General features: G+C 71.7%; 19 protein-coding genes. 12 read left to right on the plus strand and 7 right to left on the minus strand.

All coding sequences use genetic code 11. From position 1 onward, the window contains the following. Positions 1-33 precede the first annotated feature (33 nt). The 5 genes from gatC to DEJ25_RS11005 all read left to right on the plus strand — a co-directional run bounded on the left by gatC (position 34) and on the right by DEJ25_RS11005 (position 5,370). Positions 34-333, plus strand: coding sequence for an Asp-tRNA(Asn)/Glu-tRNA(Gln) amidotransferase subunit GatC (gatC, locus tag DEJ25_RS10985; RefSeq protein ID WP_110903234.1), 300 nt, complete (start codon positions 34-36; stop codon positions 331-333). Between the two features lie 11 nt (positions 334-344). Next, positions 345-1,892 carry an Asp-tRNA(Asn)/Glu-tRNA(Gln) amidotransferase subunit GatA gene (gatA, locus tag DEJ25_RS10990; protein ID WP_111044681.1) on the plus strand — a complete coding sequence of 516 codons (1,548 nt, stop codon included), beginning with the start codon at positions 345-347 and terminating at the stop codon, positions 1,890-1,892. After that, positions 1,892-3,394 carry an Asp-tRNA(Asn)/Glu-tRNA(Gln) amidotransferase subunit GatB gene (gene gatB, locus DEJ25_RS10995; protein WP_111044682.1) on the plus strand — a complete coding sequence of 501 codons (1,503 nt, stop codon included), beginning with the start codon at positions 1,892-1,894 and terminating at the stop codon, positions 3,392-3,394. The genes gatA and gatB overlap by 1 nt, the downstream gene beginning before the upstream one ends. 120 nt (positions 3,395-3,514) lie before the next feature. Then, positions 3,515-4,684, plus strand: coding sequence for a type III polyketide synthase (locus DEJ25_RS11000; RefSeq protein ID WP_110903231.1), 1,170 nt, complete (start codon positions 3,515-3,517; stop codon positions 4,682-4,684). Beyond that, positions 4,681-5,370: a methyltransferase domain-containing protein gene (locus tag DEJ25_RS11005; protein ID WP_258366121.1), complete on the plus strand. Its 690-nt coding sequence runs from the start codon at positions 4,681-4,683 to the stop codon at positions 5,368-5,370. The genes DEJ25_RS11000 and DEJ25_RS11005 overlap by 4 nt, the downstream gene beginning before the upstream one ends. A 14-nt stretch (positions 5,371-5,384) precedes the next feature. Here DEJ25_RS11005 and DEJ25_RS11010 read toward each other — a convergent pair whose 3' ends face one another. Further along, a complete protein-coding gene (locus tag DEJ25_RS11010) occupies positions 5,385-6,437 on the minus strand; it encodes a zinc-binding dehydrogenase (RefSeq protein WP_110903230.1) in 1,053 nt (350 codons plus the stop codon). A gap of 79 nt (positions 6,438-6,516) precedes the next feature. Between DEJ25_RS11010 and DEJ25_RS11015 the strand changes: the two genes are divergently transcribed. Both DEJ25_RS11015 and DEJ25_RS11020 read left to right on the plus strand, forming a co-directional pair. After that, positions 6,517-7,461 (plus strand): DUF3097 domain-containing protein, encoded by a 945-nt coding sequence (locus DEJ25_RS11015; protein WP_110903376.1) that lies wholly within the window; start codon positions 6,517-6,519, stop codon positions 7,459-7,461. A gap of 67 nt (positions 7,462-7,528) precedes the next feature. Next, on the plus strand, positions 7,529-8,182 hold the full coding sequence (locus DEJ25_RS11020) for a spermidine/putrescine ABC transporter substrate-binding protein (RefSeq protein ID WP_110903229.1): 654 nt from the start codon (positions 7,529-7,531) through the stop codon (positions 8,180-8,182). On the opposite strand, the gene DEJ25_RS11025 is transcribed toward DEJ25_RS11020, so the two are convergent. Further along, positions 8,179-8,604 (minus strand): DUF3054 domain-containing protein, encoded by a 426-nt coding sequence (locus DEJ25_RS11025; protein WP_110903228.1) that lies wholly within the window; start codon positions 8,602-8,604, stop codon positions 8,179-8,181. The two genes, DEJ25_RS11020 and DEJ25_RS11025, sit on opposite strands and share 4 nt — an antisense overlap. 90 nt (positions 8,605-8,694) lie before the next feature. Between DEJ25_RS11025 and DEJ25_RS11030 the strand changes: the two genes are divergently transcribed. The 4 genes from DEJ25_RS11030 to DEJ25_RS11045 all read left to right on the plus strand — a co-directional run bounded on the left by DEJ25_RS11030 (position 8,695) and on the right by DEJ25_RS11045 (position 13,184). Next, on the plus strand, positions 8,695-10,281 hold the full coding sequence (locus DEJ25_RS11030) for an inositol monophosphatase family protein (protein WP_110903227.1): 1,587 nt from the start codon (positions 8,695-8,697) through the stop codon (positions 10,279-10,281). 124 nt (positions 10,282-10,405) lie between these two features. Next, positions 10,406-11,194 carry a hypothetical protein gene (locus DEJ25_RS11035; protein ID WP_110903226.1) on the plus strand — a complete coding sequence of 263 codons (789 nt, stop codon included), beginning with the start codon at positions 10,406-10,408 and terminating at the stop codon, positions 11,192-11,194. An 86-nt stretch (positions 11,195-11,280) separates the two neighbouring features. Next, positions 11,281-12,327 (plus strand): ATP-binding cassette domain-containing protein, encoded by a 1,047-nt coding sequence (locus tag DEJ25_RS11040; RefSeq protein WP_111044684.1) that lies wholly within the window; start codon positions 11,281-11,283, stop codon positions 12,325-12,327. Then, entirely contained in the window at positions 12,324-13,184 is an 861-nt protein-coding gene (locus DEJ25_RS11045) for an ABC transporter permease (RefSeq protein ID WP_110903224.1), read from the plus strand. Before DEJ25_RS11040 ends, DEJ25_RS11045 begins: the two co-directional genes overlap by 4 nt. Before the next feature lie 37 nt (positions 13,185-13,221). Here the strand turns inward: DEJ25_RS11045 and DEJ25_RS11050 are convergent, their stop codons facing one another. After that, entirely contained in the window at positions 13,222-14,907 is a 1,686-nt protein-coding gene (locus tag DEJ25_RS11050; protein ID WP_111044685.1) for a long-chain-fatty-acid--CoA ligase, read from the minus strand. Positions 14,908-15,116: 209 nt separating this feature from the next. Here DEJ25_RS11050 and DEJ25_RS11055 point away from each other — a divergent pair, with 209 nt between their 5' ends. Next, entirely contained in the window at positions 15,117-16,067 is a 951-nt protein-coding gene (locus tag DEJ25_RS11055; protein ID WP_111044686.1) for an oxygenase MpaB family protein, read from the plus strand. Between the two features lie 749 nt (positions 16,068-16,816). On the opposite strand, the gene DEJ25_RS11060 is transcribed toward DEJ25_RS11055, so the two are convergent. From DEJ25_RS11060 to DEJ25_RS11075, 4 genes are all read right to left on the minus strand, one after another. Beyond that, positions 16,817-17,818 carry an aldo/keto reductase gene (locus DEJ25_RS11060; RefSeq protein ID WP_111044687.1) on the minus strand — a complete coding sequence of 334 codons (1,002 nt, stop codon included), beginning with the start codon at positions 17,816-17,818 and terminating at the stop codon, positions 16,817-16,819. A 103-nt stretch (positions 17,819-17,921) separates the two neighbouring features. Continuing rightward, positions 17,922-18,488, minus strand: coding sequence for a TIGR03086 family metal-binding protein (locus tag DEJ25_RS11065; protein ID WP_110903220.1), 567 nt, complete (start codon positions 18,486-18,488; stop codon positions 17,922-17,924). 476 nt (positions 18,489-18,964) lie between these two features. Then, the gene (locus DEJ25_RS11070; protein ID WP_110903219.1) at positions 18,965-19,525 is read right to left on the minus strand and encodes a YceI family protein; all 561 of its coding nucleotides are present in this window, start codon (positions 19,523-19,525) and stop codon (positions 18,965-18,967) included. Positions 19,526-19,627: 102 nt separating this feature from the next. Next, positions 19,628-20,569: a hypothetical protein gene (locus tag DEJ25_RS11075; RefSeq protein WP_146240668.1), complete on the minus strand. Its 942-nt coding sequence runs from the start codon at positions 20,567-20,569 to the stop codon at positions 19,628-19,630. Positions 20,570-20,740: the final 171 nt, after the last annotated feature.

Genomic DNA, 20,740 nt, shown 5'->3' on the forward strand with positions numbered 1-20,740 from the left:
GTGCGCATTCCACGAACCGATCGACGGAGCACCATGCCTGACATCACGAGCGAGCAGGTCGCACACCTGGCGAACCTCGCACGTATCGCACTCACGCCCGACGAGATCGAGAAGATGACCGAGGAGCTGTCACTCATCGTCGACAGCGTCGCGAAGGTCACCGAGGTCGCGACCCCGGACGTCCCCGCGACGAGCCACCCGGTCCCGCTCGAGAACGTGTCCCGCCCCGACGTGGTCGGCGCGACGCTGACCCAGGAGCAGGCGCTCTCCGGCGCCCCCGACTCGGACGGCGAGCGCTTCCGGGTGACCGCGATCCTCGGCGAAGAACAGTAGGCGGACGAACAGTGACCCACGACATCACCACGCTGAGCGCTGCCGCGCTCGCCGACGCCCTGGTGGCCCGCGACGTCTCGAGCGTCGAGGCCACGCAGGCCCACCTCGACCGGATCGCCGCCGTCGACGGGGACGTGCACGCGTTCCTGCACGTCAACCAGAACGCGATCGCCGCCGCGAAGGCCATCGACTCCCGCCGCGCGGCCGGGAACGACCTCGGTCCGCTGGCCGGTGTGCCGATCGCCGTCAAGGACGTCCTGTGCACGCAGGACATGCCGACCACCTCGGGCTCGAAGATCCTCGAGGGCTGGGTGCCGCCGTACGACGCCACCCCGGTCGCCAAGCTCCGCCGTGCCGGCCTGGTGCCGCTCGGCAAGACGAACATGGACGAGTTCGCGATGGGCTCGTCGACCGAGTTCTCGGCGTACGGCCCGACCCACAACCCGTGGGACCTGGACCGGATCCCCGGCGGGTCCGGCGGCGGCTCGGCGGCAGCGGTGGCCGCGCACGAAGCCCCGCTCGCCCTGGGCTCCGACACCGGTGGGTCGATCCGTCAGCCCGGCGCCGTCACGGGCACCGTCGGTGTGAAGCCGACCTACGGTGGTGTCAGCCGTTACGGTGCGATCGCGTTGGCGTCGAGCCTCGACCAGATCGGGCCGGTGTCCCGCACCGTGCTCGACGCCGCACTGCTGCACGACGTCATCGGCGGGCACGACCCGAAGGACTCCACCTCGCTGCGGCAGGAGTGGCCCTCGTTCGCCGCCGCCGCACGCGACGGTCTGCAGGCCGACTCGCTCAAGGGCGTCCGCATCGGCGTCGTCAAGGAACTCGCCGGTGGCGAGGGCTTCCAGGCCGGCGTCACGCAGCGCTTCCAGGAGACCGTCGCGCTGCTCGAGTCGGCCGGTGCCGTCGTCGTCGAGATCGATGCGCCGTCGTTCGCCTACGCGATCAGCGCCTACTACCTGATCCTCCCGGCGGAGGCGTCCTCGAACCTCGCGAAGTTCGACTCGGTCCGCTTCGGCCTGCGCGTCACGCCCGAGGGCGGCGCCACGGTCGAGGACGTCATGGCCGCAACGCGTGAAGCCGGCTTCGGGCCCGAGGTCAAGCGCCGCATCATCCTCGGCACGTACGCCCTGAGCGCCGGGTACTACGACGCCTACTACGGCAGTGCGCAGAAGGTCCGCACGCTCGTCCAACGTGACTTCACCGCAGCGTTCGAGCAGGTCGACCTGCTGATCAGCCCGTCGGCTCCGACGACGGCGTTCAAGATAGGGGAGCGCATCGATGACCCGCTCGCGATGTACCTCAACGACCTCACCACGATCCCCGCGAACCTGGCGGGCGTCCCCGGCATGAGCATCCCGAACGGTCTGGCGCCCGAGGACTCGCTGCCGACCGGCGTGCAGCTGATGGCCCCGCAGCGCGAGGACGCCCGGCTCTACCGGGTCGGTGCCGCGCTGGAGCGTCTGCTCGAGCAGCAGTGGGGTGCCCCGCTCATCTCCCGGATCCCGAACCTGGACGCCACGCAGCAGTCCGCCGCAGAGGAAGGTGTCATCTGATGGCCAAGGACGCACTCATGGACTTCGACGAGGCGCTCGAGCGGTTCGAGCCGGTCCTCGGCTTCGAGGTGCACGTCGAACTCGCGACGGCCACGAAGATGTTCTCGGACGCGCCGAACTTCTTCGGTGGCGAACCGAACACGAACGTGACACCGGTCGACCTCGGGCTGCCCGGGTCCCTGCCGGTCGTCAACGAGCAGGCCGTTCGCTACTCGATCCAGCTCGGGCTCGCGCTCGGCTGCTCGATCGCCGAGAGCTCGCGGTTCGCACGGAAGAACTACTTCTACCCGGACAACCCGAAGAACTACCAGATCTCGCAGTTCGACGAGCCGATCGCCTTCGAGGGCGAGGTCGAGGTCGAACTCGCCGACGGCACGATCTTCCAGGTGCCGATCGAGCGCGCCCACATGGAAGAGGACGCGGGCAAGCTGACCCACGTCGGTGGTGCCACGGGCCGCATCCAGGGCGCCGAGTACTCGCTCGTCGACTACAACCGCGCGGGTGTCCCGCTGGTCGAGATCGTGACGAAGCCGATCGTCGGTGCCAAGGAGCGCGCCCCCGAGCTCGGTGCCGCGTACGTGCAGGTCATCCGTGACCTCGTCCGTGCGCTCGGCGTCTCCGAGGCCCGCATGGAGCGCGGCAACCTGCGCTGCGACGCGAACATCTCGCTGCGCCCGTGGGGCCAGGAGAAGCTCGGGACCCGCACCGAGACGAAGAACGTCAACTCCTTCCGCGCAGTCGAGCGTGCCATCCGCTACGAGATCCAGCGGCAGGCGGCGATCCTCGCGGCCGGCGGCACCATCACGCAGGAGACCCGGCACTGGCACGAGGACACCGGTCGCACCTCGGCCGGCCGTCCCAAGTCGGACGCCGACGACTACCGCTACTTCCCGGAGCCGGACCTGCTGCCCGTCGTGCCCGACCCGGCACTGATCGAAGAACTCCGCGCGGGTCTGCCCGAGGCACCGGTGGCCCGACGTCGTCGCCTGAAGGGCGAGTGGGGCTTCGCAGACCTCGAGTTCCAGGACGTCGTCAACGGCGGGCTCCTCGACGAGGTCCAGGCGACCGTCGACGCCGGTGCCGGTCCGCAGGCAGCACGCAAGTGGTGGACCGGTGAGATCAGCCGTGTCGCGAACGCGCAGGACGCTGCCCCAGGCGACCTGGTGTCGCCGCAGCACGTGGCCGAGGTCATCGCGCTGGTGGAGTCCGGTGAACTGACCGACCGTCTCGCACGCCAGGTCCTCGAGGGCGTCATCGCCGGGGAGGGCTCGCCGGCGCAGGTCGTCGAGTCCCGTGGGCTGCAGGTCGTCTCCGACGACTCCGCCCTCACCGCCGCGGTCGACGAGGCACTGGCCGGGCAGCCGGACGTGCTGCAGAAGATCCGCGACGGCAAGGTGCAGGCCGCCGGGGCGATCATCGGCTCCGTGATGAAGGCGATGAAGGGCCAAGCCGACGCAGCTCGTGTGCGCGAGCTCGTCCTGGAGCGCGCGCAGCAGCAGTAGCACCGGCGGGAGCGCGACCCGCAGTAGACGGGAGGCCCGTGGCGGATCCGCCACGGGCCTCCCGTCTGCCGCGTTCCACCATCCTGGGGACACGTCAGCGATCCGGTGACAGGATGGAGCGTGTCAGCAACGATCCGAGCCATCGGTACCGCCGTCCCGCGGACCACCCTCGGGCAGGCGTCGGTCCGTGACCTGTTCGCCGCCCAGCCCGGCCTCGGGAGGCTTGCCTCGCGGCTCGTTCCCGCGGCCTTCAACGCCTCCGAGGTGGAGCACCGCCACAGCGTCCTGCCGGAGCTCGACGCGACGGCCGCGCCCGGTGCGTTCCGTGACGCCGACGGGATCCTCAGCTCGCCGAGCACCGGGACACGGAACGACCGCTTCCGCGAGCTCGCTCCGCCGCTCTTCGTCGGCGCCGCTCGTGACGCCCTCGAGCGTGCCGCGGTCGACCCGGCGACCGTCACACACGTCGTGACCGTGTCCTGCACCGGCTTCACGCAGCCCGGGCCGGACCTGGCGATCGTCGAGGAACTCGGGTTGCCGCGCAACGTCTTCCGGCAGCACGTCGGGTTCATGGGGTGCTTCGCCGCGTTCCCCGCCCTCCGCATCGCCGACGCGTTCGTCGGCGCGGACCCGACGGCGGTCGTCCTCGTCGTCTGCGCTGAGCTCTGCACGTTGCACGTCCGTCACTCAGAGGACCCGGACCAGATCGTCGCGAACAGCGTCTTCGGCGACGGAGCCGCGGCGGCCGTCGTCACGGCGGACGGCCCGGGCCTCCGTCTCGACGCCTTCACCACCATGGTCCTGCCCGAGGGTGCGAGCGAGATGGCGTGGAACATCGGTGACGAGGGCTTCGAGATGGTGCTGAGCACCGAGGTCCCGAAGCTGATCGGCGTGCACGCGGCCGAGGCGGTCGCCCCGCTCCTCGGTCCCCGCGGATGGACCCCGGACGACGTGCCGGTCTGGGCCGTGCATCCCGGCGGGCGGGCCATCCTGGACCGCACCCAGGACGCCCTGCACCTGCCGGACAGCGCGTTGACTGCGAGCCGCGCGGTCCTCCGCGACCACGGCAACATGTCGAGTGCGACGGTGCTGTTCGTCCTCCGGGAGGCCCTCGAGGCACGTCCCGCGGACGGTACGCCCGTCGTCGCGCTGGCCTTCGGGCCGGGGCTGACCGTCGAGGCGGCGTCGCTGACCGTGGTCGGGAGCGCAGTCGCCGCGGCGGACGCCAGCGGTGCGCCCGCAGTGGTCGACGCGGCCAACGCTGTCGCCCCGGTCGGGGTGGGGGCGTGACCGAACCCGTCGACCTCTCCACCCGCGCGGTCGACCTGCGCGAGTTGATGGACGACCCGGACTGCGACCCGGCGATGCTAGACCGGACCTTCCGCCGCTTCGCCCTGGTGAACGCCGCGGTGTCCGGCTGGCGGTCGGTCTGGCGGACCCACGTCGCCCCGGCGCTGCCGGCGACCGGTCGGGCCCGCGTGCTCGACCTCGGCTGCGGTGGCGGTGACCTCGCCCGGTCACTGCTCCGGTGGGCGCGGGGGGACGGCTTCGACCTCGAGGTCGTCGGGGTGGACCCGGACCCGCGGGCGATCGCGGCGGCGGAGCGACGGACGACGGCCGGGGTGACGTTCCGCACGGAGTCGAGCGCCGACCTGGTCGCGGCGGGCGAGCGGTTCGACGTCGTCGTGTCGAACCACGTGCTGCACCACCTCGACGACGCCGAGCGGGCGGCGTTCCTCCGGGACTCCGGGGAGCTGGCCGTCACCCGCAGTGTGCACTCCGACATCCGGCGTTCGGTGTCCGCCTACCGGCTGTACGCGATCGGGGCGCCGTTCGTCTCGGCAGGCACGTTCATCCGCGAGGACGGTCTCCGCTCCATCCGCCGGAGCTTCACCGTCCCCGAGCTCACGGCCGCCCTGCCGCCGGGCTGGCGTGCCGAGGCGGCGTCCCCGCACCGGGTCCTCGCAGTCCGCTGACCTTCCCTGAGGAGCTACGGGCGCAGCAGCACCTTGATCGCCCGGCGCTCGTCCATCGCGGCGTAGGCCTCGGGAGCCTGGTCCAGGGGCAGTTCGAGATCGAACACCTTGCCCGGGTCGATGGTCCGCGACAGCACGTCGGGCAACAACTCCTCGATGTACGCGCGTGCCGGAGCCATGCCGCCGCCGACCGTGATGTTCTTCGCGAACAGGAACGGCATCGGCAGCTCGGGGTCACCGGCCGGCACGCCGACGTAGCCCACCGCACCGCCGGGACGGACGACCCGCAGAGCCTGGTCCATGCTCTCCGCGGTGCCGACGGCCTCGAGCGCGCAGTCGGCGAGGTCGCCGTCCAGCAGGTCCCGCACAGCCTGGACGCCCTCGTCGCCGCGGGTCTCGACGATGTCGCTCGCGCCGAAGTCGCGTGCCAGCGCCTGCCGGTCCGCGTGCCGGCTCATCGCGATGATCCGGTCGGCGCCGAGACGCTTCGCCGCGAGGACCGCCGACAGCCCGACCGCACCGTCGCCGACCACGACGACGGTCTTGCCCGGGCCGACGCCGGCCGAGACCGCGGCGTGGTGCCCGGTGGAGAACACGTCGGACAGGGTCAGGAGCGACGGCACGAGGTCCTCGTCGACCGGCCCGGGCACGACGACGAGGCTGGCGGCGGCGTCCGGCACACGGATGTACTCGGCCTGGGCGCCGCCCAGCGGGTGGCCGTAGGCGTCCGGCGTGACACCGAACGTGGAGCCGTGGTCGCAGCCGCTCGTCATGCCGTGCGCGCAGGCCTGGCAGGTGCCGTCGTTGGTCGTGAACGGTGCGATGACGAAGTCGCCGACGCGCAGGTCGGTCACGTCGTCGCCGACCTGGTCGACGACGCCGACGAACTCGTGACCGATCGCCCGCGGTTCCTTCGTGTCGCGGACACCCCGGTAGGGCCAGAGGTCCGAGCCGCAGACGCACGCGGCGACGACGCGCACGACGGCATCGGACGGGGTGAGGATCGTGGGGGCGTCACGCTCCTCGACACGGATGTCGCGGGGAGCGTGGATGACTGTTGCACGCACGGGTGTGCCTTCCGTCGGGATGATCGGGGAACGGCCGATCGACGTTGTCCGGACGCCAGTCGACAGTACGCTCGTGCGGGTGGACGAGGACCGGTACGGCAGTGACGTGCTCTCGGGCGACTGGCGCTCGCGGGGTGTGCAGAAGGTGCGGCAGGTGCCGCTCGAGCGCGACATGGTGCTCGAGGACCCCGACTCCGGGTGGGCCGGCGCCGTGGTCGGCCTCGAGGCCGGCAACGTCTCGCTCGAGGACTGGAAGGGTCGGGTCCGCGCCTTCCCCTTCGTCGGTCAGTTCCTGCTCGAGGGTGAACTGGTCACCCTGACGCGCCCGCAGGCACCCGTCGGTCGGTCCGCCGCGGCCGCGCCGCCGGCTCGTTCCACCGCCACCGCCGGCACCGCCGCGGCCGGGAGGCCCGGAGCGGCCCCGGCGGTCCGGCACGCCTCCGACGGTGGTCGCCTCCGCACCGCGTCCGGGTCGTTCGCCGTCGAGCAGCAGCGCGCCCGGGTGGCCCTGCCGAGCCGGATCATGGTCGAGGGCAAGCACGACGCCGAACTCGTCGAGAAGGTGTGGGGCGCCGATCTCCGGGTCGAGGGGGTCGTCGTCGAGGAGCTGTCCGGCGTGGACAACCTGGCTGACGTGCTGGACGACTTCCGCCCGACCCGGGAGCGCCGGGTCGGCGTCCTCGTGGACCACCTCGTGCCGGGCTCGAAGGAGTCCCGTTTCGCCGACGCCGTGATGCGCGGGAAGTGGGGCGCACACGTGCTCGTCGTCGGACACCCGTTCGTCGACGTCTGGCAGTCGGTGAAGCCGGCACGTGTCGGACTGCAGGCCTGGCCGACGATCCCACGGTCGATCGAGTGGAAGGCCGGCATCTGCCAGGCGCTCGGGTGGCCGCACGCCGAGCAGGCCGACATCGCCCGGGCGTGGCAGCGGATCCTCGGGCAGGTGCGGACGTTCGCCGACCTCGAGCCGCAGCTGCTCGGTCGGGTCGAGGAGCTGATCGACTTCGTGACCGAGCCGGTCTGACGGTCGTGCGCCGGGCCTCCCGTCGCGCCTCGGGGCGGATCCCGGGCGCGCCGCCTACGCTTGCAGGATGGACGGCATCGACGGACGCGTGCGGAACGCCGTCGACGTCTGGCTGCGCTGGCTGCCCCGGTGGCAGATCGGGACGGCCCGTCCACGCACCCGCATCTGCCGACGCTGCACGGGCTCGCCGATCGCCGCCGCAGCGGGATTCGGGCCGGACGTTCCGCACCCGGTGCAGCACGCGCTGATCGGTCGGATGTCCGCCATCGTCGAGGACGCGGTCGACGACCACACGGCGAAGAACCTGCCGCTGCTGCAGCGTGAACTCGAGCGGGCCGCAGCACGCAAGCGACGCTCGGGGTACCAGCCCGCCGAGGGGTTGTCGCCGGAGTTCCAGGGCCTGGACGTGGACCCGCAGCCCGAGCCGGGCGAGCCGTTCCTGTTCACCCTCGGGGAGCTGGCGGGCACCGGGGCGAGCGAACAGGAGCCGCGCGAGCCGCTGTCGGACGAGGCGAAGGCCGCACTCCGCCACGAGATCGAGCTGTCCGACGAGTGCGCCCGGTCGACCGGTACGGCCGTGTGCCTGGCGCTGCTGGACCACCGGGAGCGCATCGCCGAGGCCGTCGAGCGTCTCGTCGAACCCCAGATCGCCGCGCTGGTGTCGGACATGTTCCGCGGGTTCGACGGCCCGGACGAGGGTCCGCGGGGCGGCCTCTTCTAGCCGGCAGCCCGCGCGTCGCCGCCCGCCGGACGCCTGCCCGACCGGAGGCGCACCACGAGTCGGGTGAGGAGCCGCCAGCCGACCAGGAACACCCCGAGGACGACGGTGGCCACGACGAGGAACGAGATCGGCAGCGGGTTGCCGTCGACCACGCCCTGCCCGGTCGCGACCCGGATCGCCATCCCGACGAACACCGTCAGGATCCACGCCACGACACCGGTCGGCCAGATCGCGAGCGGGCGCGACCACGCCCCGGAGGTCACGTACGCGATCGCCCACCCCGCCAGGAACGGGTACGCGGTCGTCCACAGGCCGAGTGGCGCGAACGCCTCGCCGTGCGAACTGCGTCCGATGACGGCGAACGCCACGATGAGCACGACGTCGACGACCGCCGCGAGCCAACCCCAGGTACGAGTCTCCACGGCACCATCCTCTCAGGCCCCGGCCGCGTGGCCCCCGGTTGTTCACCGACGCGTCACGTGGTGTTCGGGCCGCGCTCCCACGATGGGACGGTGACGACGCTCGAGACCCCGGCACCGATGACGACCGGGAAGCCCGGCCTCCGTCCGCCTCGGATCGTCGCCTCGCGTGGGGCCCCGGGTGTCCGCCGTGAGAACACGCTGCCGGCCGTCGCCGTCGCCGAGGCCCTGGGTGCCGACGTCGTCGCGGTCGACGTCCGGGTCACCGCCGACGGGGTCGCCGTGCTGCTGCACGACGAGACCCTCGGCCGGATGTGGGGCGACGGCCGCCGCGTCTCCGCGACGCCGTGGTGCGACGTCGCCCGGCTGGGCAACGGGCTCGACCGCATCCCACGCCTCGACGCCGTGCTCGAGCGCCTCGAGGGGTGCTCCGCCGCCCTGGTGATCGGGCTCGCGGACCCGGCTGACGCCGACGCCGCGGTGCGCACCGTGGCGGGAGCCGGCACCGGCGTGGACGACGCCGTGCGGGTGGCCTGGCGCGGGACGCTGGCTGCGATGCGGGCCGTCCGGGCGCTGCTGCCCGAGGCCGACGTCTGGATGCCCTGGGACACCCTCCGAGCACCGACGGCCGCCGAGGTGCAGGAGCTCGGGCCCTCGACACTCGACCTCGACGTCGCCTTCCTCACGCCCGCCACCGTCCGCGCGGCACACGCCCTCGGGCTGTGCGTCGCGGTGTGGACCGTCGACGACCCGGAGCCGACGCGCTGGGCGACCCGGCTCGGCGCGGACCTGGTCCTCACCCAGGACGTCGCCACGGTGCACGCCGTCCTGGCCGCCGCGGAGCGGGACGGCTGGTCGCGGCCGGCCCGGGAGCCCGGTGAAGCCGAGATCGCCGGCCGCGCCCAGACCCTGGCACACCGGATCGCGCACGAGGTCATCGCCTTCACCCGCGAACACCGCGTCGACCCGGACACCGGCGACACCGAAGGGCAGGTCGCGGCGCTGGACCGGTCGATCGAGCAGCACGTCCGCGGTCGCGTCCGGGCGGCGTTCCCCGAGCACGGCTTCGTCGGCGAGGAGTACGGCGTCGCCCCCGGGGACAAGCACCGGTGGTACCTGGACCCCGTCGACGGCAGCCGGAACCTGGCGAACGGCGTGCCGTGGACGAGCACCTCGCTGTGCCTGACCCGGTCCGGGCGCCCCCTGGTCGGCGTCGTCGCGGACCCCTGGCGCGGCGAGGTCCTGGAGGCCCGCCGCGGCCGAGGAGCGACCGAACGCGACCGGGTGCTGCGCCTCGACGACGCACCGCGCGCCCTCGCCGGCGCCGTGGTCGGGACCGAGCTCGACGGTGCCCACCCGTGGCCCGGCTTCGGCGTGTTCGTCGACGCGCTCGCCGCCCGGTCCTGCTCCGTGCGCGTCCCCGGCTCGGGCACCCTGACGATCGCCCAGGTGGCCGCCGGCCGGGGGATCGGGGCGTGCATGCCGGCGTTCGACCCGATCGACCACGGTGCCGCCGTGCTCCTCGTGCACGAAGCCGGCGGGGTGGTGCTGACCCTCGACGGGCCGGTGCAGGACTTCCCGCCCGCCGGTGTGCCGTTCCTGGCGGCGCACCCCGGCGCGGCCGACGAGCTGTTCGCGGTCTGGACCGCGGCGATCACCGGGGCCGGGCCGACGTCCTGACGGTGGACGGGCCTCCCGGACGGGAGGCGCACGGCGGCTTCTGAGCGCACGCACAGTCAGACCCGGCCGACGGTGCCTAGCGTGGGCGCCAGCGGGCACGGTGCCCGCGACGAAGGAGCACACCATGGGATTCCTCGACCGTCTGCTCGGCCGCGAGGAGCGTCCGGAGCAGCCACGACGCGGGACCGGTGGTGCACCGCAGCCGGGCTACCAGTACGGCCAGCAGTCGTACCAGCAGGCGCCGGCCGCGCCGTACGGTGCAGCCACGCCGTACGGTGCACCCGACCGGTCAGGACCCGGCCAGCAGCCCGGGGGCGAGGACCAGCGGGCCGTCGAGCGGTACCGCTACCTGCTCCGGACCGCGCCGCCGGAGCGGATAGAGGAGGTGCACGCCGAGGCGTTCGCCACCCTGACGCCCGAGCAGCGCCGGATGGTCTACGACGAGTTCACCCGCACGGCTCCGGCCGGCGAGGCCCCACGTGGCGACGATCCTCGCTCGCTCGCCCAGAGTGCGACCCGGTCCGAGCTCCGGCAGCCCGGGTACATGGAGCGCTCGCTCGGCGGCATCGGTGGCGGGGGCATGGGCGGTGGCTTCGGCGGACGGCAGGGCCCGGGCTTCGGCAGCATGCTCGGCGCCTCGCTGCTCGGCACCGTCGGCGGCTACGTGATCGGTTCAGCCCTGATGAGCGCCTTCCTCCCGGACCCCGGGTCGTTCGACGGTGGAACCGATGCGAGTGGTGCGGATGACGGCGGTTCGGGGGACACTGGTGACGGATCCGGCGACGGCGGTGCGGCCGACGGCGGCGGGTACGACAACGCCTCCTGGGGTGACGGTGGTTCCGACTTCGGCGGCATGTCCGACGGCGGGTTCGACCAGGGCTCCAGCGACTTCGGTGGTGGCTTCGACGTCTGAGTGACGTCCGTCGCTCCCGCCGCCCGGTCGACCGGTCCGCGTGTCCGGTCGGCCCCGAGGGACGCAGCCGGTCACGAAGGAGCGACATGGCCATCATCGAGGCCTCCGGCCTCACCAAGACCTACCGATCCAAGTCGGGGCCCGTGCACGCACTGGCGGGCCTCGACCTCTCGGTGCCCGAGGGCACCGTCACCGCACTGCTCGGACCGAACGGGGCCGGGAAGACCACCACCGTGAAGGTCCTCACGACCCTCGTCGAACCGGACGCCGGGTCAGCGTCCGTCGCCGGCATGGACGTCGTCGCCGACCGGCAGGGCACCCGCCGCGCGATCGGCGTCTCCGGGCAGTACGCCGCCGTCGACGAGAACCTCACCGGGTTCGAGAACCTCGAGATGATCGGGCGGCTCTACCACCTGGGACGTCGGGCAGCGCGCGACCGGGCACGCGAGCTCATCGAGGTGTTCGGGCTCTCCGAAGCGGGCGACCGCCCCGTCAAGGGGTTCTCCGGCGGCATGCGCCGTCGGATCGACCTCGCCGGGGCGCTCGTGATGAACCCGCGCGTGCTGTTCCTGGACGAGCCGACGACGGGCCTCGACCCGCGCAGCCGGCTCGCGCTCTGGGGCATCATCGAGGACCTCGTCGCCGACGGAGCCACGGTGCTCCTCACCACGCAGTACCTCGAGGAGGCCGACCAGTTGGCCGACGACATCGCCGTCATCGACGACGGCCGGGTCATCGCCGAAGGCACCTCGGACGAGCTCAAGGCCCAGGTCGGCGGACACCGCGTCGTCGTCACCCTCGTGGACGCCGCTGACGGGGACGCCACCGCCACCGTCCTCCGGCGGCACGGCAGCGGGGAGGTCGAGACGAGCGGCGATGGTCGCACCCGGGCCGTCACCGTCGACGCCGGGCCCGCGGCGCTGCAACGGGTCCTCACCGACCTCGGCGCCGCCGGCATCGCGCTGCACGACGCCGGGATGCGCCGCCCGACGCTGGACGACGTGTTCCTCCGGCTCACCGGTCACGCCGCGACGGACGACCAGGACGGCGGTGGGGGTGGACGCATGGACGCGACGGCGGGGACCGGTCCGTCGGGCGGGGAGCGGGCCTCCCGACAGGAGCTGGTGCCATGACCACCACCACGACCGGCACCGGCAGCGCACTCGGGCGGCAGTTGCCCGTCGTCGTCACCGCCCCGCTCGCCGTCTGGTTCGAGGACGGCTGGACGGTGACGAAGCGGAACCTGATCAAGATCAAGCGGTCGCCGGACATGCTCGTGTTCGCCGTGCTGCAGCCGATCATGTTCGTCCTGCTGTTCAGTCAGGTCTACGGCGGCGCGATCAGCGTGCAGGGGACCGACTACACGCAGTTCCTGATGGCGGGGATCTTCGCGCAGACCGTCGTCTTCGGCGCCACGTTCTCCGGGTCGGCGATGGCGCAGGACCTCAAGGAAGGACTCATCGACCGGTTCCGGACCCTGCCGATGTCGGCCTCGGCCGTGCTCGTCGGACGGACGAACTCCGACCTCGTGCTCAACGGCATCTCGATGGTGATCATGATGGTCACCGGGCTGGCGGTCGGCTGGCGGGTGGGATCGTCACCGGTGGAGTTCGTCGGCGGGCTCGCACTGCTCCTGCTGTTCAGCTACGCGTTCAGCTGGGTGATGGCCCTGCTCGGCATGAGCGTCAAGACGCCCGAGGTGATCAACAACGCCTCGTTCATGATCCTGTTCCCGCTCACGTTCATCTCCAACGCCTTCGTACCCAGCGAGACGATGCCGCTCGTGCTCCGGGTGTTCGCGGAGTGGAACCCGGTCTCCTCGCTCGTGCAGGCAGCGCGCGAGCTGTTCGGCAACGCCGGGTCGGCGCCGGTGCCGGACATCTGGACCATGCAGCACCCGATCACGACGGTGTTGATCGGGATCGCGGTGATGCTCGCGGTGTTCGTGCCGTGGGCGGTGAACAAGTACACGCGGATCAGCAGCAAGTAGGAGCGGGCTGCCGTCGCTCGTCGCTCGTCAGCCGTCGCTAGTCGTGCAGGATGGCGTCGCGCACCTTGCGGCGCAGGACCTTGCCGATCATCGAACGGGGGAGGTCCTCGACGACCACCACGCGACGCGGCACCTTGTACGCGGCCAGGTGATCGCGGGACCACGCCCGGAGCGCCTCCGGGTCGAACGCCGCTGGGTCCGTGGGGATCACGGCGGCGACGACCTGCTCGTTGCCGCCCTGCGTGATGCCGACGACCGCGACCTCCTTGACGCTGGGGTGCTTGAGCAGCGTGTCCTCCACCTCGGAGGGCGCGACGTTGAACCCGCCGGTGATGATGAGCTCCTTGAGCCGGTCGACGATGCGCACGAACCCGTCCGCGTCGATCGCAACGATGTCGCCCGTCCGGAACCAGCCGTCGGAGGTGAAGACCTCGTCGGTGGCCTCGGCCTTGCCCCAGTAGCCGCCGAAGACCTGCGGGCCGCGGACCTGCAGCTCACCGGACTCGTCGGTGCCGAGCACCCGGGACTCGTCGTCGGGGTCCACCACCCGGCACTCGGTCGACGGCAGCGGCAGGCCGATCGCACCGAGGCGACGGGCGTCCGACACCGGGTTCGCCATCAGCACGGGAGAGCACTCGGACAGGCCGTAGCCCTCCACCAGGAAGCCGCCGGTGCGGGCCTCCCAGGGCTCGATGACGTCCTGCGACAGCGGCATCGCGCCGGAGATGCCGATGTCGATGCCCGCCAGCGACACCTTCGCCGAGTCGGCGGCGTGCTGCAGCCGGGCGTAGATCGGCGGTACGGCCGGCAGGAACGTCGGCGGACGCTTCTTGATCGCCTTGAGGACCAACGCAGGGTCGAACGCCGGGAACAGGACGAGCCTCCCGGCGATGCTCATCGCGAACGTGAGGCACAGTGTCAGGCCGTACGCGTGGAACATCGGCAGGACGGCGTGCACGACGCTGCCGTCACCCGCGCTGATCTGGGGGATCCAGGCCCGGGCCTGCGCGGCGTTCGCCAGCAGGTTCCGGTGCGTCAGGACCGCGCCCTTCGGGGTGCCGGTCGTGCCGGAGGTGTACTGGATGAGCGCGACGTCGTCGGTCTCCGGCCGCGGGTGCCGCTTCGACAGCTTCCGGGCCGACACCAGGTCGTCCCACCGCGTGGTTCCGGACACCGAGGTCGTGAGCTTCGCGCGGGACTCGCGGGCCTTCGCCACCGGCAGCGACAGTGCCAGGCGCGTGCTGCGCGGCATCGCCCGGGTGAGGTCCACCGAGACGATCGCGTCCAGCGCGACGTCCTTCGGGAAGTCCTGCAGCGTCGCCACCGACTTGTCCCACGCGATCGCGACCTTTGCGCCGTGGTCCTCGAACTGGTGCCGCAGCTCCCGCGGTGTGTACAGCGGGTTGTGCTCCACGACGATGCCGCCGAGCCGCAGCACCGCGTAGAACGCCACGACGTGCTGCGGACAGTTCGGCAGCACCAGCGCCACCCGATCGCCCTTCGTCACGCCGAGCTTGCGCAGCCCGTTCGCTGCACGGGCGATCTGCTCCTCCAGCTGGGCGTACGTGGTCTCCCGCGTGAAGAACTCGAGCGCGACCGCCTTCGGGAAGCGCTGTGCCGACTGCTCAACCAGGTCCGGCAGGGACCCCGTCATCGTTTCGATGTCGTGCGGCACCCCTGACGCGTAGGAGGCAAGCCAGGGACGAAGCGTGTCGATGCTCACGTCGTCCAACCTAGCGGGCGGAGCCGAGGGGTTGTCAGACGCGCGTGGTGCGCGTCTGCAGCGGAGCTGCCGCGGGTGCCGCGGGTGCCGCGGGTGCCTCGGGTGCCTCGGGACGTTGCTCGGGGCGTTGCTCGGGACGTTCCTCGGCGCGGACGCGGTTTCCGGCGAGCGTCCGGTGCGCTGTCAGGGGGTCGACGGAGCATGACGGCATGTCGTTCGTCACCGATGCGTTCCGCACCCGCTTGCAGGCCACGTTCACGGGCAACACCCACGGCAGCCCGCAATGGGTGGACGAGCTCGAGAAGGGAACCGACGCCGGCTTCTTCGGCCCCGGCTCCGCCACCTGGTCCGTGCACGGCGGCAACCAGACCATCGTCGCCGGCGTCCGGGCGCTCCTCGTCCAGGCCCTGCACCCCGGGGCGCTCGCCGGGGTCGCGGACCACTCCCGGTACAAGGAAGACCCGTTCGGCCGGCTCGCGGGCACCATCCGCTGGATCTACACCGTCACCCACGGCGACACCGCCACCGCCACCTCTGGCAGCGAATGGGTGCTGCGGCTCCACGAGCGGGTGCGCGGCCTGTACGTCGACGGCCACGGCATCGGACGGCCGTACACAGCGAACGACCCGGACCTCGCCCGCTGGGTGCACCTCGCGTTCACCGACGCGTTCCTCCGCACGGCCCAGCGCTGGGGCGAGCCGATCCCCGGTGGCGCCGACGCGTACGTCCGCGAGTGGGCCGTCGCCGGACGCCTGATGCGCGTGCACGACGCCCCCGAGACCGAGGCCGAACTCCGCGCGCAGATGGACGGCTACCTCGACCGCGGCGAGCTCGCCGTCACACCCCGGACCCGTGAGGTCCTGCGGTTCATCAAGAACCCGCCCCTCGCCGCGATGCTCCGACCCGGCTACCGCGCGATCTACCAGGGCGCGGTGTCGACCCTCGACCCGCGACACCGGGCGCTGCTCGGGATCCGGGCACCCATGATCGGTCCGATCGAGCTGCCCGTCGACCGGGCGACCGGGCTGGTCCTCGACGGCATCACCGGCGTGCTCGGCAACCAGACGGGCAGCGAGCGGGCGGCGCTGCGGCGCATCGAGCGGCTCGAGCGTGAGGCCGCGGATGCGAGGCCCGGAGAGCGCGGGCTCGGCGCAGCCTGAGGGGTGCGGGAGCGGGGGCTCGGCGCGGCTGCGCCTGCGGCTGCGGCGAGACGAGCGCCTGCGCCTGCGGCGAGCGGGCGGATCTGTGCGGAGGCCGCTCCCGTCATCCGGGCTTTCCGCCCGCTCGCCCTGGGGACGGACCGATGAAGGGGTCACGCAGTCCGTCTCCGGCGAGCGGGCGGAATCGCCGTCGCACCCGGCCTGAAGTCCGGGCATTCTGCCCACTCACGCTCCGTGCTCGGCTTTCTCGGATCTACGGGCCTCTGGGCACCGGGGCCGACTCCGCGGTGGTCCGGGCTGCAAGCGAGCTTGCGGCGGGGCCGGCGAGCTTGCGGGCGGGGCCGGCGAGCTTGCGGGCGGGGCCGGCGAGTGGGCGAACCTGCGGGGTATGACGCCGGGACGCACTGTGTTCGGCCCGCTCGCGCTCGATGGTCTCGGTTGCGAGTCGAGGTGCTGGGCCACGGGTGCGAGGGCGAGTGTCCGGACGGTCCTGCTGTCGGCGAGCGGGCGGACCTGAGCGGCGCCGCCCGCGAGTCATGCGACATCTGGCCCGCTCGCGTCGCCGGAAGGAACGGACGGGCGGGGGAAACGGTGTGCGCCTCGATGAGCGGGCGCAATCACATGACAGCTCGAATGGTGCGCCAGATGTTTCGCCCGCTCGCCGGCCTGGGGCGGGGGGGGGGAAGAGAGACGCGGCGGACGGGAGGCGCGGTGCCAGATGGAACCGTGCCTCCCGTCCGTCGGGTGGGTCAGAAGCCGGACGGCACCCGCGGGGTGTAGGCCTGCTCGAGTCGTGTGACCTCGTCGTCGTTCAGTTCGATCGTGGTCGCGGCGACCGCGTCGTCGATGTGGTGCTCCTTCGTCGCGCCGATGATCGGTGCCGAGACGGCCGACTTCCCAGCGACCCACGCGAGGGCGATCTGCGCCATGCTCGCGCCGCGCTCCTCCGCGACCTGCCCGACCGCTTCGACGATCGCTCGGTTCGCGTCCTCGTCCTGGCGGTACAGCGTCTTGCCGAACTCGTCCGTGTCGGACCGTGAGCCGGAACCCTGCGCGTCCCAGGGGCGGGTGACCTTGCCGCGGGCGAGCGGGCTCCACGGGATGACGCCGACGCCGGTGTGGGCACAGAACGGGTGCATCTCGCGCTCCTCCTCACGTTCGAGGAGGTTGTACTGGTCCTGCATCGCGACGAACTTCGTCCAGCCGTTGCGCTCCGCGACGTGCTGCATCTTGGCGAACTGCCACGCCCACATGCTCGACGCACCGATGTAGCGGGCCTTGCCGGACTTGACGACGTCGTGGAGGGCCTCCATCGTCTCCTCGACCGGGGTGAGCGGGTCGAAACGGTGGATCTGGTACAGGTCGACGTAATCGGTGCCGAGTCGTGTCAGCGAGGCGTCGATCTCGTGCATGATCGCGACACGAGACAGCCCTGCCCCGTTGCGGCCCGGACGCATGCGGTTGAAGACCTTCGTGAAGACCTGGACCTCCTCACGGGGAGCGAGCTCCTTGAGGAGTTCGCCGGTGATCTCCTCGCTGCTGCCCGCCGAGTAGACGTTCGCGGTGTCGAAGGTCGTGATGCCGGCGTCGAACGCCCGGCGGACGAAGGGGCGCGCGTCGTCGATGCCGACGCTCCACGCGTGCGAGCCCTTCGTCGGGTCGCCGTAGGACATCATGCCGAGGATGACACTCGAGATCTCGAGGCCGGTGTTGCCGAGGCGGACGGTGGGGACGGTGGGGGTGTCGGACATACGGGGTCCTTCCGTAGCGGAGCGCTGGTGGGGTCGTGCCTGCTTGCGTGCGTGCGTGCGCGCATGCGTGTGTGCCCGCGAGCGGGCTTTCCTGACGGGTGTGTCAGGCGGAGACCCGGGCATCTCGCCCGGTCACCGCGAGCAGACGCACCTGCAGAGGAGCATCGTCGTCCACCTGCACTGGAGCCGCGTACAGCCCGGTCGCCGCGAGGGACTGGATCTGCGGTTCGAAGTGCGTCCACACCGCGTCGACGAGCTCGTCGGGCAGGCGCTCGTCGCTCCCCGTCGCGCGGGCCAGGTCCCACGTGTGGATCGTGATGTCGCTGGTCTGCTCCGCGAGGTACTCGCCGGCCCGCACCACGTCGGTCGACAGGTGCACGGGCGTGTCCTTCGGTGCGCGCTGCCAGGCTTCGATCGCCGCGCTCGAGTGCCGTTCCCACTCAGCGAGGAGGTCATCACCGATCGGCTCCAGGTCCGCTTCGGCCTGGGCGTAGTCACAACCGGTGAGGAGCTTGGGGATCCAGCGCTGTTCATCCACAACGTGTGCGACGAGATCGCGCGTCGTCCACTCGGAGTCGGGGGTGGGAGCGTCCCAGTCGGTGACGGCGGCGACGCGGCGGCCGAACTCCGCCACGGCGAGTGTCTGCAGCGTGATCCAGTCGGTGGACATCGGGGTGCTCCTGTTCGTCGGCGAGCGACATTCCGACGACCGCGTCGGACGTGCTTCGTGTGCAGCGGTGTTGCGTGCAACCCTGGGACCGAGGGGCGGATTCCCCCGGGTGGGCCAGAGCGTTCCTCACGGTACCGCTCCGGTCGGTCGGGAGGCGCTGGGGCGGATGGCGCGGAGCTCCCTGCTCGTGATGGGCGCGCGGGCGACGGGTGTGGCGGGCGAGGGGCGCGTCGGCGGCGAGCCGGCGGCTGAGCGGGCGGCTGAGCGCTCGGTTCCGCGTGCGCGCTGAGCGCTGAGCGCTGAGCGGGCGGAATCCCCGCTGGATCCGGGAGAACGCCCTGGTGTTCCGCCCGGTCGGCAGGGAAGACGCACCCATCCACCCACGGGCACGACCACGAAAGCGAACGCTCGAGCCGGTCCCGGACAGCACGAAGCCCCGACGCCGAGGGCGCCGGGGCTTCGAGAGGGCGGAGAGGTCAGGCCGCCTGGAGGACGAACTGGACGTCGAGGTTGATCGTGACGTCGTTGCCGAGCGTGAAGCCGCCGGCCTCGAGGGCTGCGTTCCAGTTCACGCCGAACTCGGTGCGGTCGATCTTCGTCGTCGCCTCGGCACCGAGCTTGACCTGACCGTAGCCGTCGGTGATGACGCCGCCGAACTCGGTCTTCAGCGTGACGGGCTTGGTGACGCCACGGAGCGAGAGTTCGCCGTCGATGAGCATGTCGTCGCCGTCCTCGCGGATACCCGTTGAGCGGAACGTCATGTGCGGGTGCTCCTCGGTCAGGAAGAAGTCACCGGTCGCGAGGTGCTGGTCACGCTGCGCCTGGTTGGTGTTGATGCTCGAGACGTCGATCGAGGCCTCGAGGGTCGTGTCGAGGGGGTTCTCGGCGGTCACGAGGGTCGCGTCGAACTTCTCGAACTTGCCCTTGACCTTGCTGATCGCGAGGTGACGGACGGAGAAGCTGACCTCGGAGTGGGTCGGGTCGAGCTTCCAAGTGCCGGTGACGTAACCGGGGATGGCGGAGGCGTTGAGAGCCATGGTGTGTCCTTCTTCGAGCGATGAGTCATGGGCGGGCGCGAGATTTCATGCACCTGCATCGAACCTGATGGTAGCCCATTCTGCACCGCTTTGGTTGAAGCGTCAACCATTGTTCACCGAGGTGTTGTTCTTCGGGCGGTGCCGGCCCGTTCGGCCGGCGATGAGGAGACGACGCATCCGCGCGACGAAACGGTCGGCGGACGGACCGACGTCATCCGCGGTCGCCCGCACCAACCACCAATCGTCGTCCTTCAGCAGTTCACCCCTGGTCAGGTCCTTCCGGAACGTCGCCGGGTCGGTCCGATGGAGGTCGCTCTCGTACTCGATCGCGACACGAGCATCGGGGTATGCGAGGTCGACGCAGGCGACCCACCGTCCGTCCACCACCACGTCGTGGTTGAGGACGGGTTCCGGGAGACCTGCGCGGGTCAGGAGGAGCCGCATCCGCGTCTCCCCAGGCGACCGTGATCCAGCCCGGATCTCGGCGAGGGCTGCCCGGAGCTTCACGACGCCGCGACAGCCTCGCCGCCGACGCACGGCCGCGGCCAGTTCGGGGAGCGTCGACCAACCGAGCCATCCCACCAAGGCGTCCCCAGCCACGATGAGTTCGTCCAGCGACAGGAACGAGGCGAGCGCGGTGAAGGTGTCGGCCGGATGCGTCAGCGCGACACCCCTGGTCTGGACGACTCGGACCGAACCCGCCTTGGCCCGGTGCCCCACCGACCCACGGACGCGCAGCGCCTGGTCCGTCCCGATCGTGGTGACGTGCAACCGCGGATCACGTTCGATCCGGCGGGGCAACGGCACGCCGAGGAGCATCGCGGCGGTCGTGTGGCTGAAGACCTGGTCATGGCGCAGCCGAGGAGCGAGTGCCCGCGCGAAGGCGTCCGGCGTGTGCGGTTGCTCGGCACATCGCACGCCGTGGAACGGACGTCGCAGGTCGCGGGCATCGAGCCGCCCGCGTGGAACGCCCATGTGGAGCGCGCGACGCACTCGGAACGGCGTCTGACGCAGGGCCGGGGGGAGCGGGGTCCTCGGAGACATGGGTCCATGGTGCGAGCCGCACCGGAGCGCCGGGGCCAGACCGAGGCTCCAGTGTGGACAGGACCGGCCGTCGGCCGGATGTGCAGGACGGGACGCAGCTCGCGAGCGGGCGGAACCACGGTTGTGCGGCATGGGCTGCCCCGGCGTTCTGCCCGATCGTGGGGGGGGGGG

The organism is Curtobacterium sp. MCPF17_011 (assembly GCF_003234145.1).
Lineage (GTDB): Bacteria > Actinomycetota > Actinomycetes > Actinomycetales > Microbacteriaceae > Curtobacterium.

Bases quoted from the DNA above. Each gene is read 5' to 3' on its own strand.
- gatC (WP_110903234.1), top strand. From the start codon at position 34: ATGCCTGACATCACGAGCGAGCAGGTCGCACACCTGGCGAACCTCGCA.
- gatB (WP_111044682.1), top strand. From the start codon at position 1,892: ATGGCCAAGGACGCACTCATGGACTTCGACGAGGCGCTCGAGCGGTTC.
- DEJ25_RS11020 (WP_110903229.1), top strand. From the start codon at position 7,529: ATGGACGGCATCGACGGACGCGTGCGGAACGCCGTCGACGTCTGGCTG.
- DEJ25_RS11035 (WP_110903226.1), top strand. From the start codon at position 10,406: ATGGGATTCCTCGACCGTCTGCTCGGCCGCGAGGAGCGTCCGGAGCAG.
- DEJ25_RS11040 (WP_111044684.1), top strand. From the start codon at position 11,281: ATGGCCATCATCGAGGCCTCCGGCCTCACCAAGACCTACCGATCCAAG.
- DEJ25_RS11045 (WP_110903224.1), top strand. From the start codon at position 12,324: ATGACCACCACCACGACCGGCACCGGCAGCGCACTCGGGCGGCAGTTG.
- DEJ25_RS11055 (WP_111044686.1), top strand. From the start codon at position 15,117: ATGTCGTTCGTCACCGATGCGTTCCGCACCCGCTTGCAGGCCACGTTC.
- DEJ25_RS11060 (WP_111044687.1), bottom strand. From the start codon at position 17,818: ATGTCCGACACCCCCACCGTCCCCACCGTCCGCCTCGGCAACACCGGC.
- DEJ25_RS11065 (WP_110903220.1), bottom strand. From the start codon at position 18,488: ATGTCCACCGACTGGATCACGCTGCAGACACTCGCCGTGGCGGAGTTC.
- DEJ25_RS11070 (WP_110903219.1), bottom strand. From the start codon at position 19,525: ATGGCTCTCAACGCCTCCGCCATCCCCGGTTACGTCACCGGCACTTGG.
- DEJ25_RS11075 (WP_146240668.1), bottom strand. From the start codon at position 20,569: ATGTCTCCGAGGACCCCGCTCCCCCCGGCCCTGCGTCAGACGCCGTTC.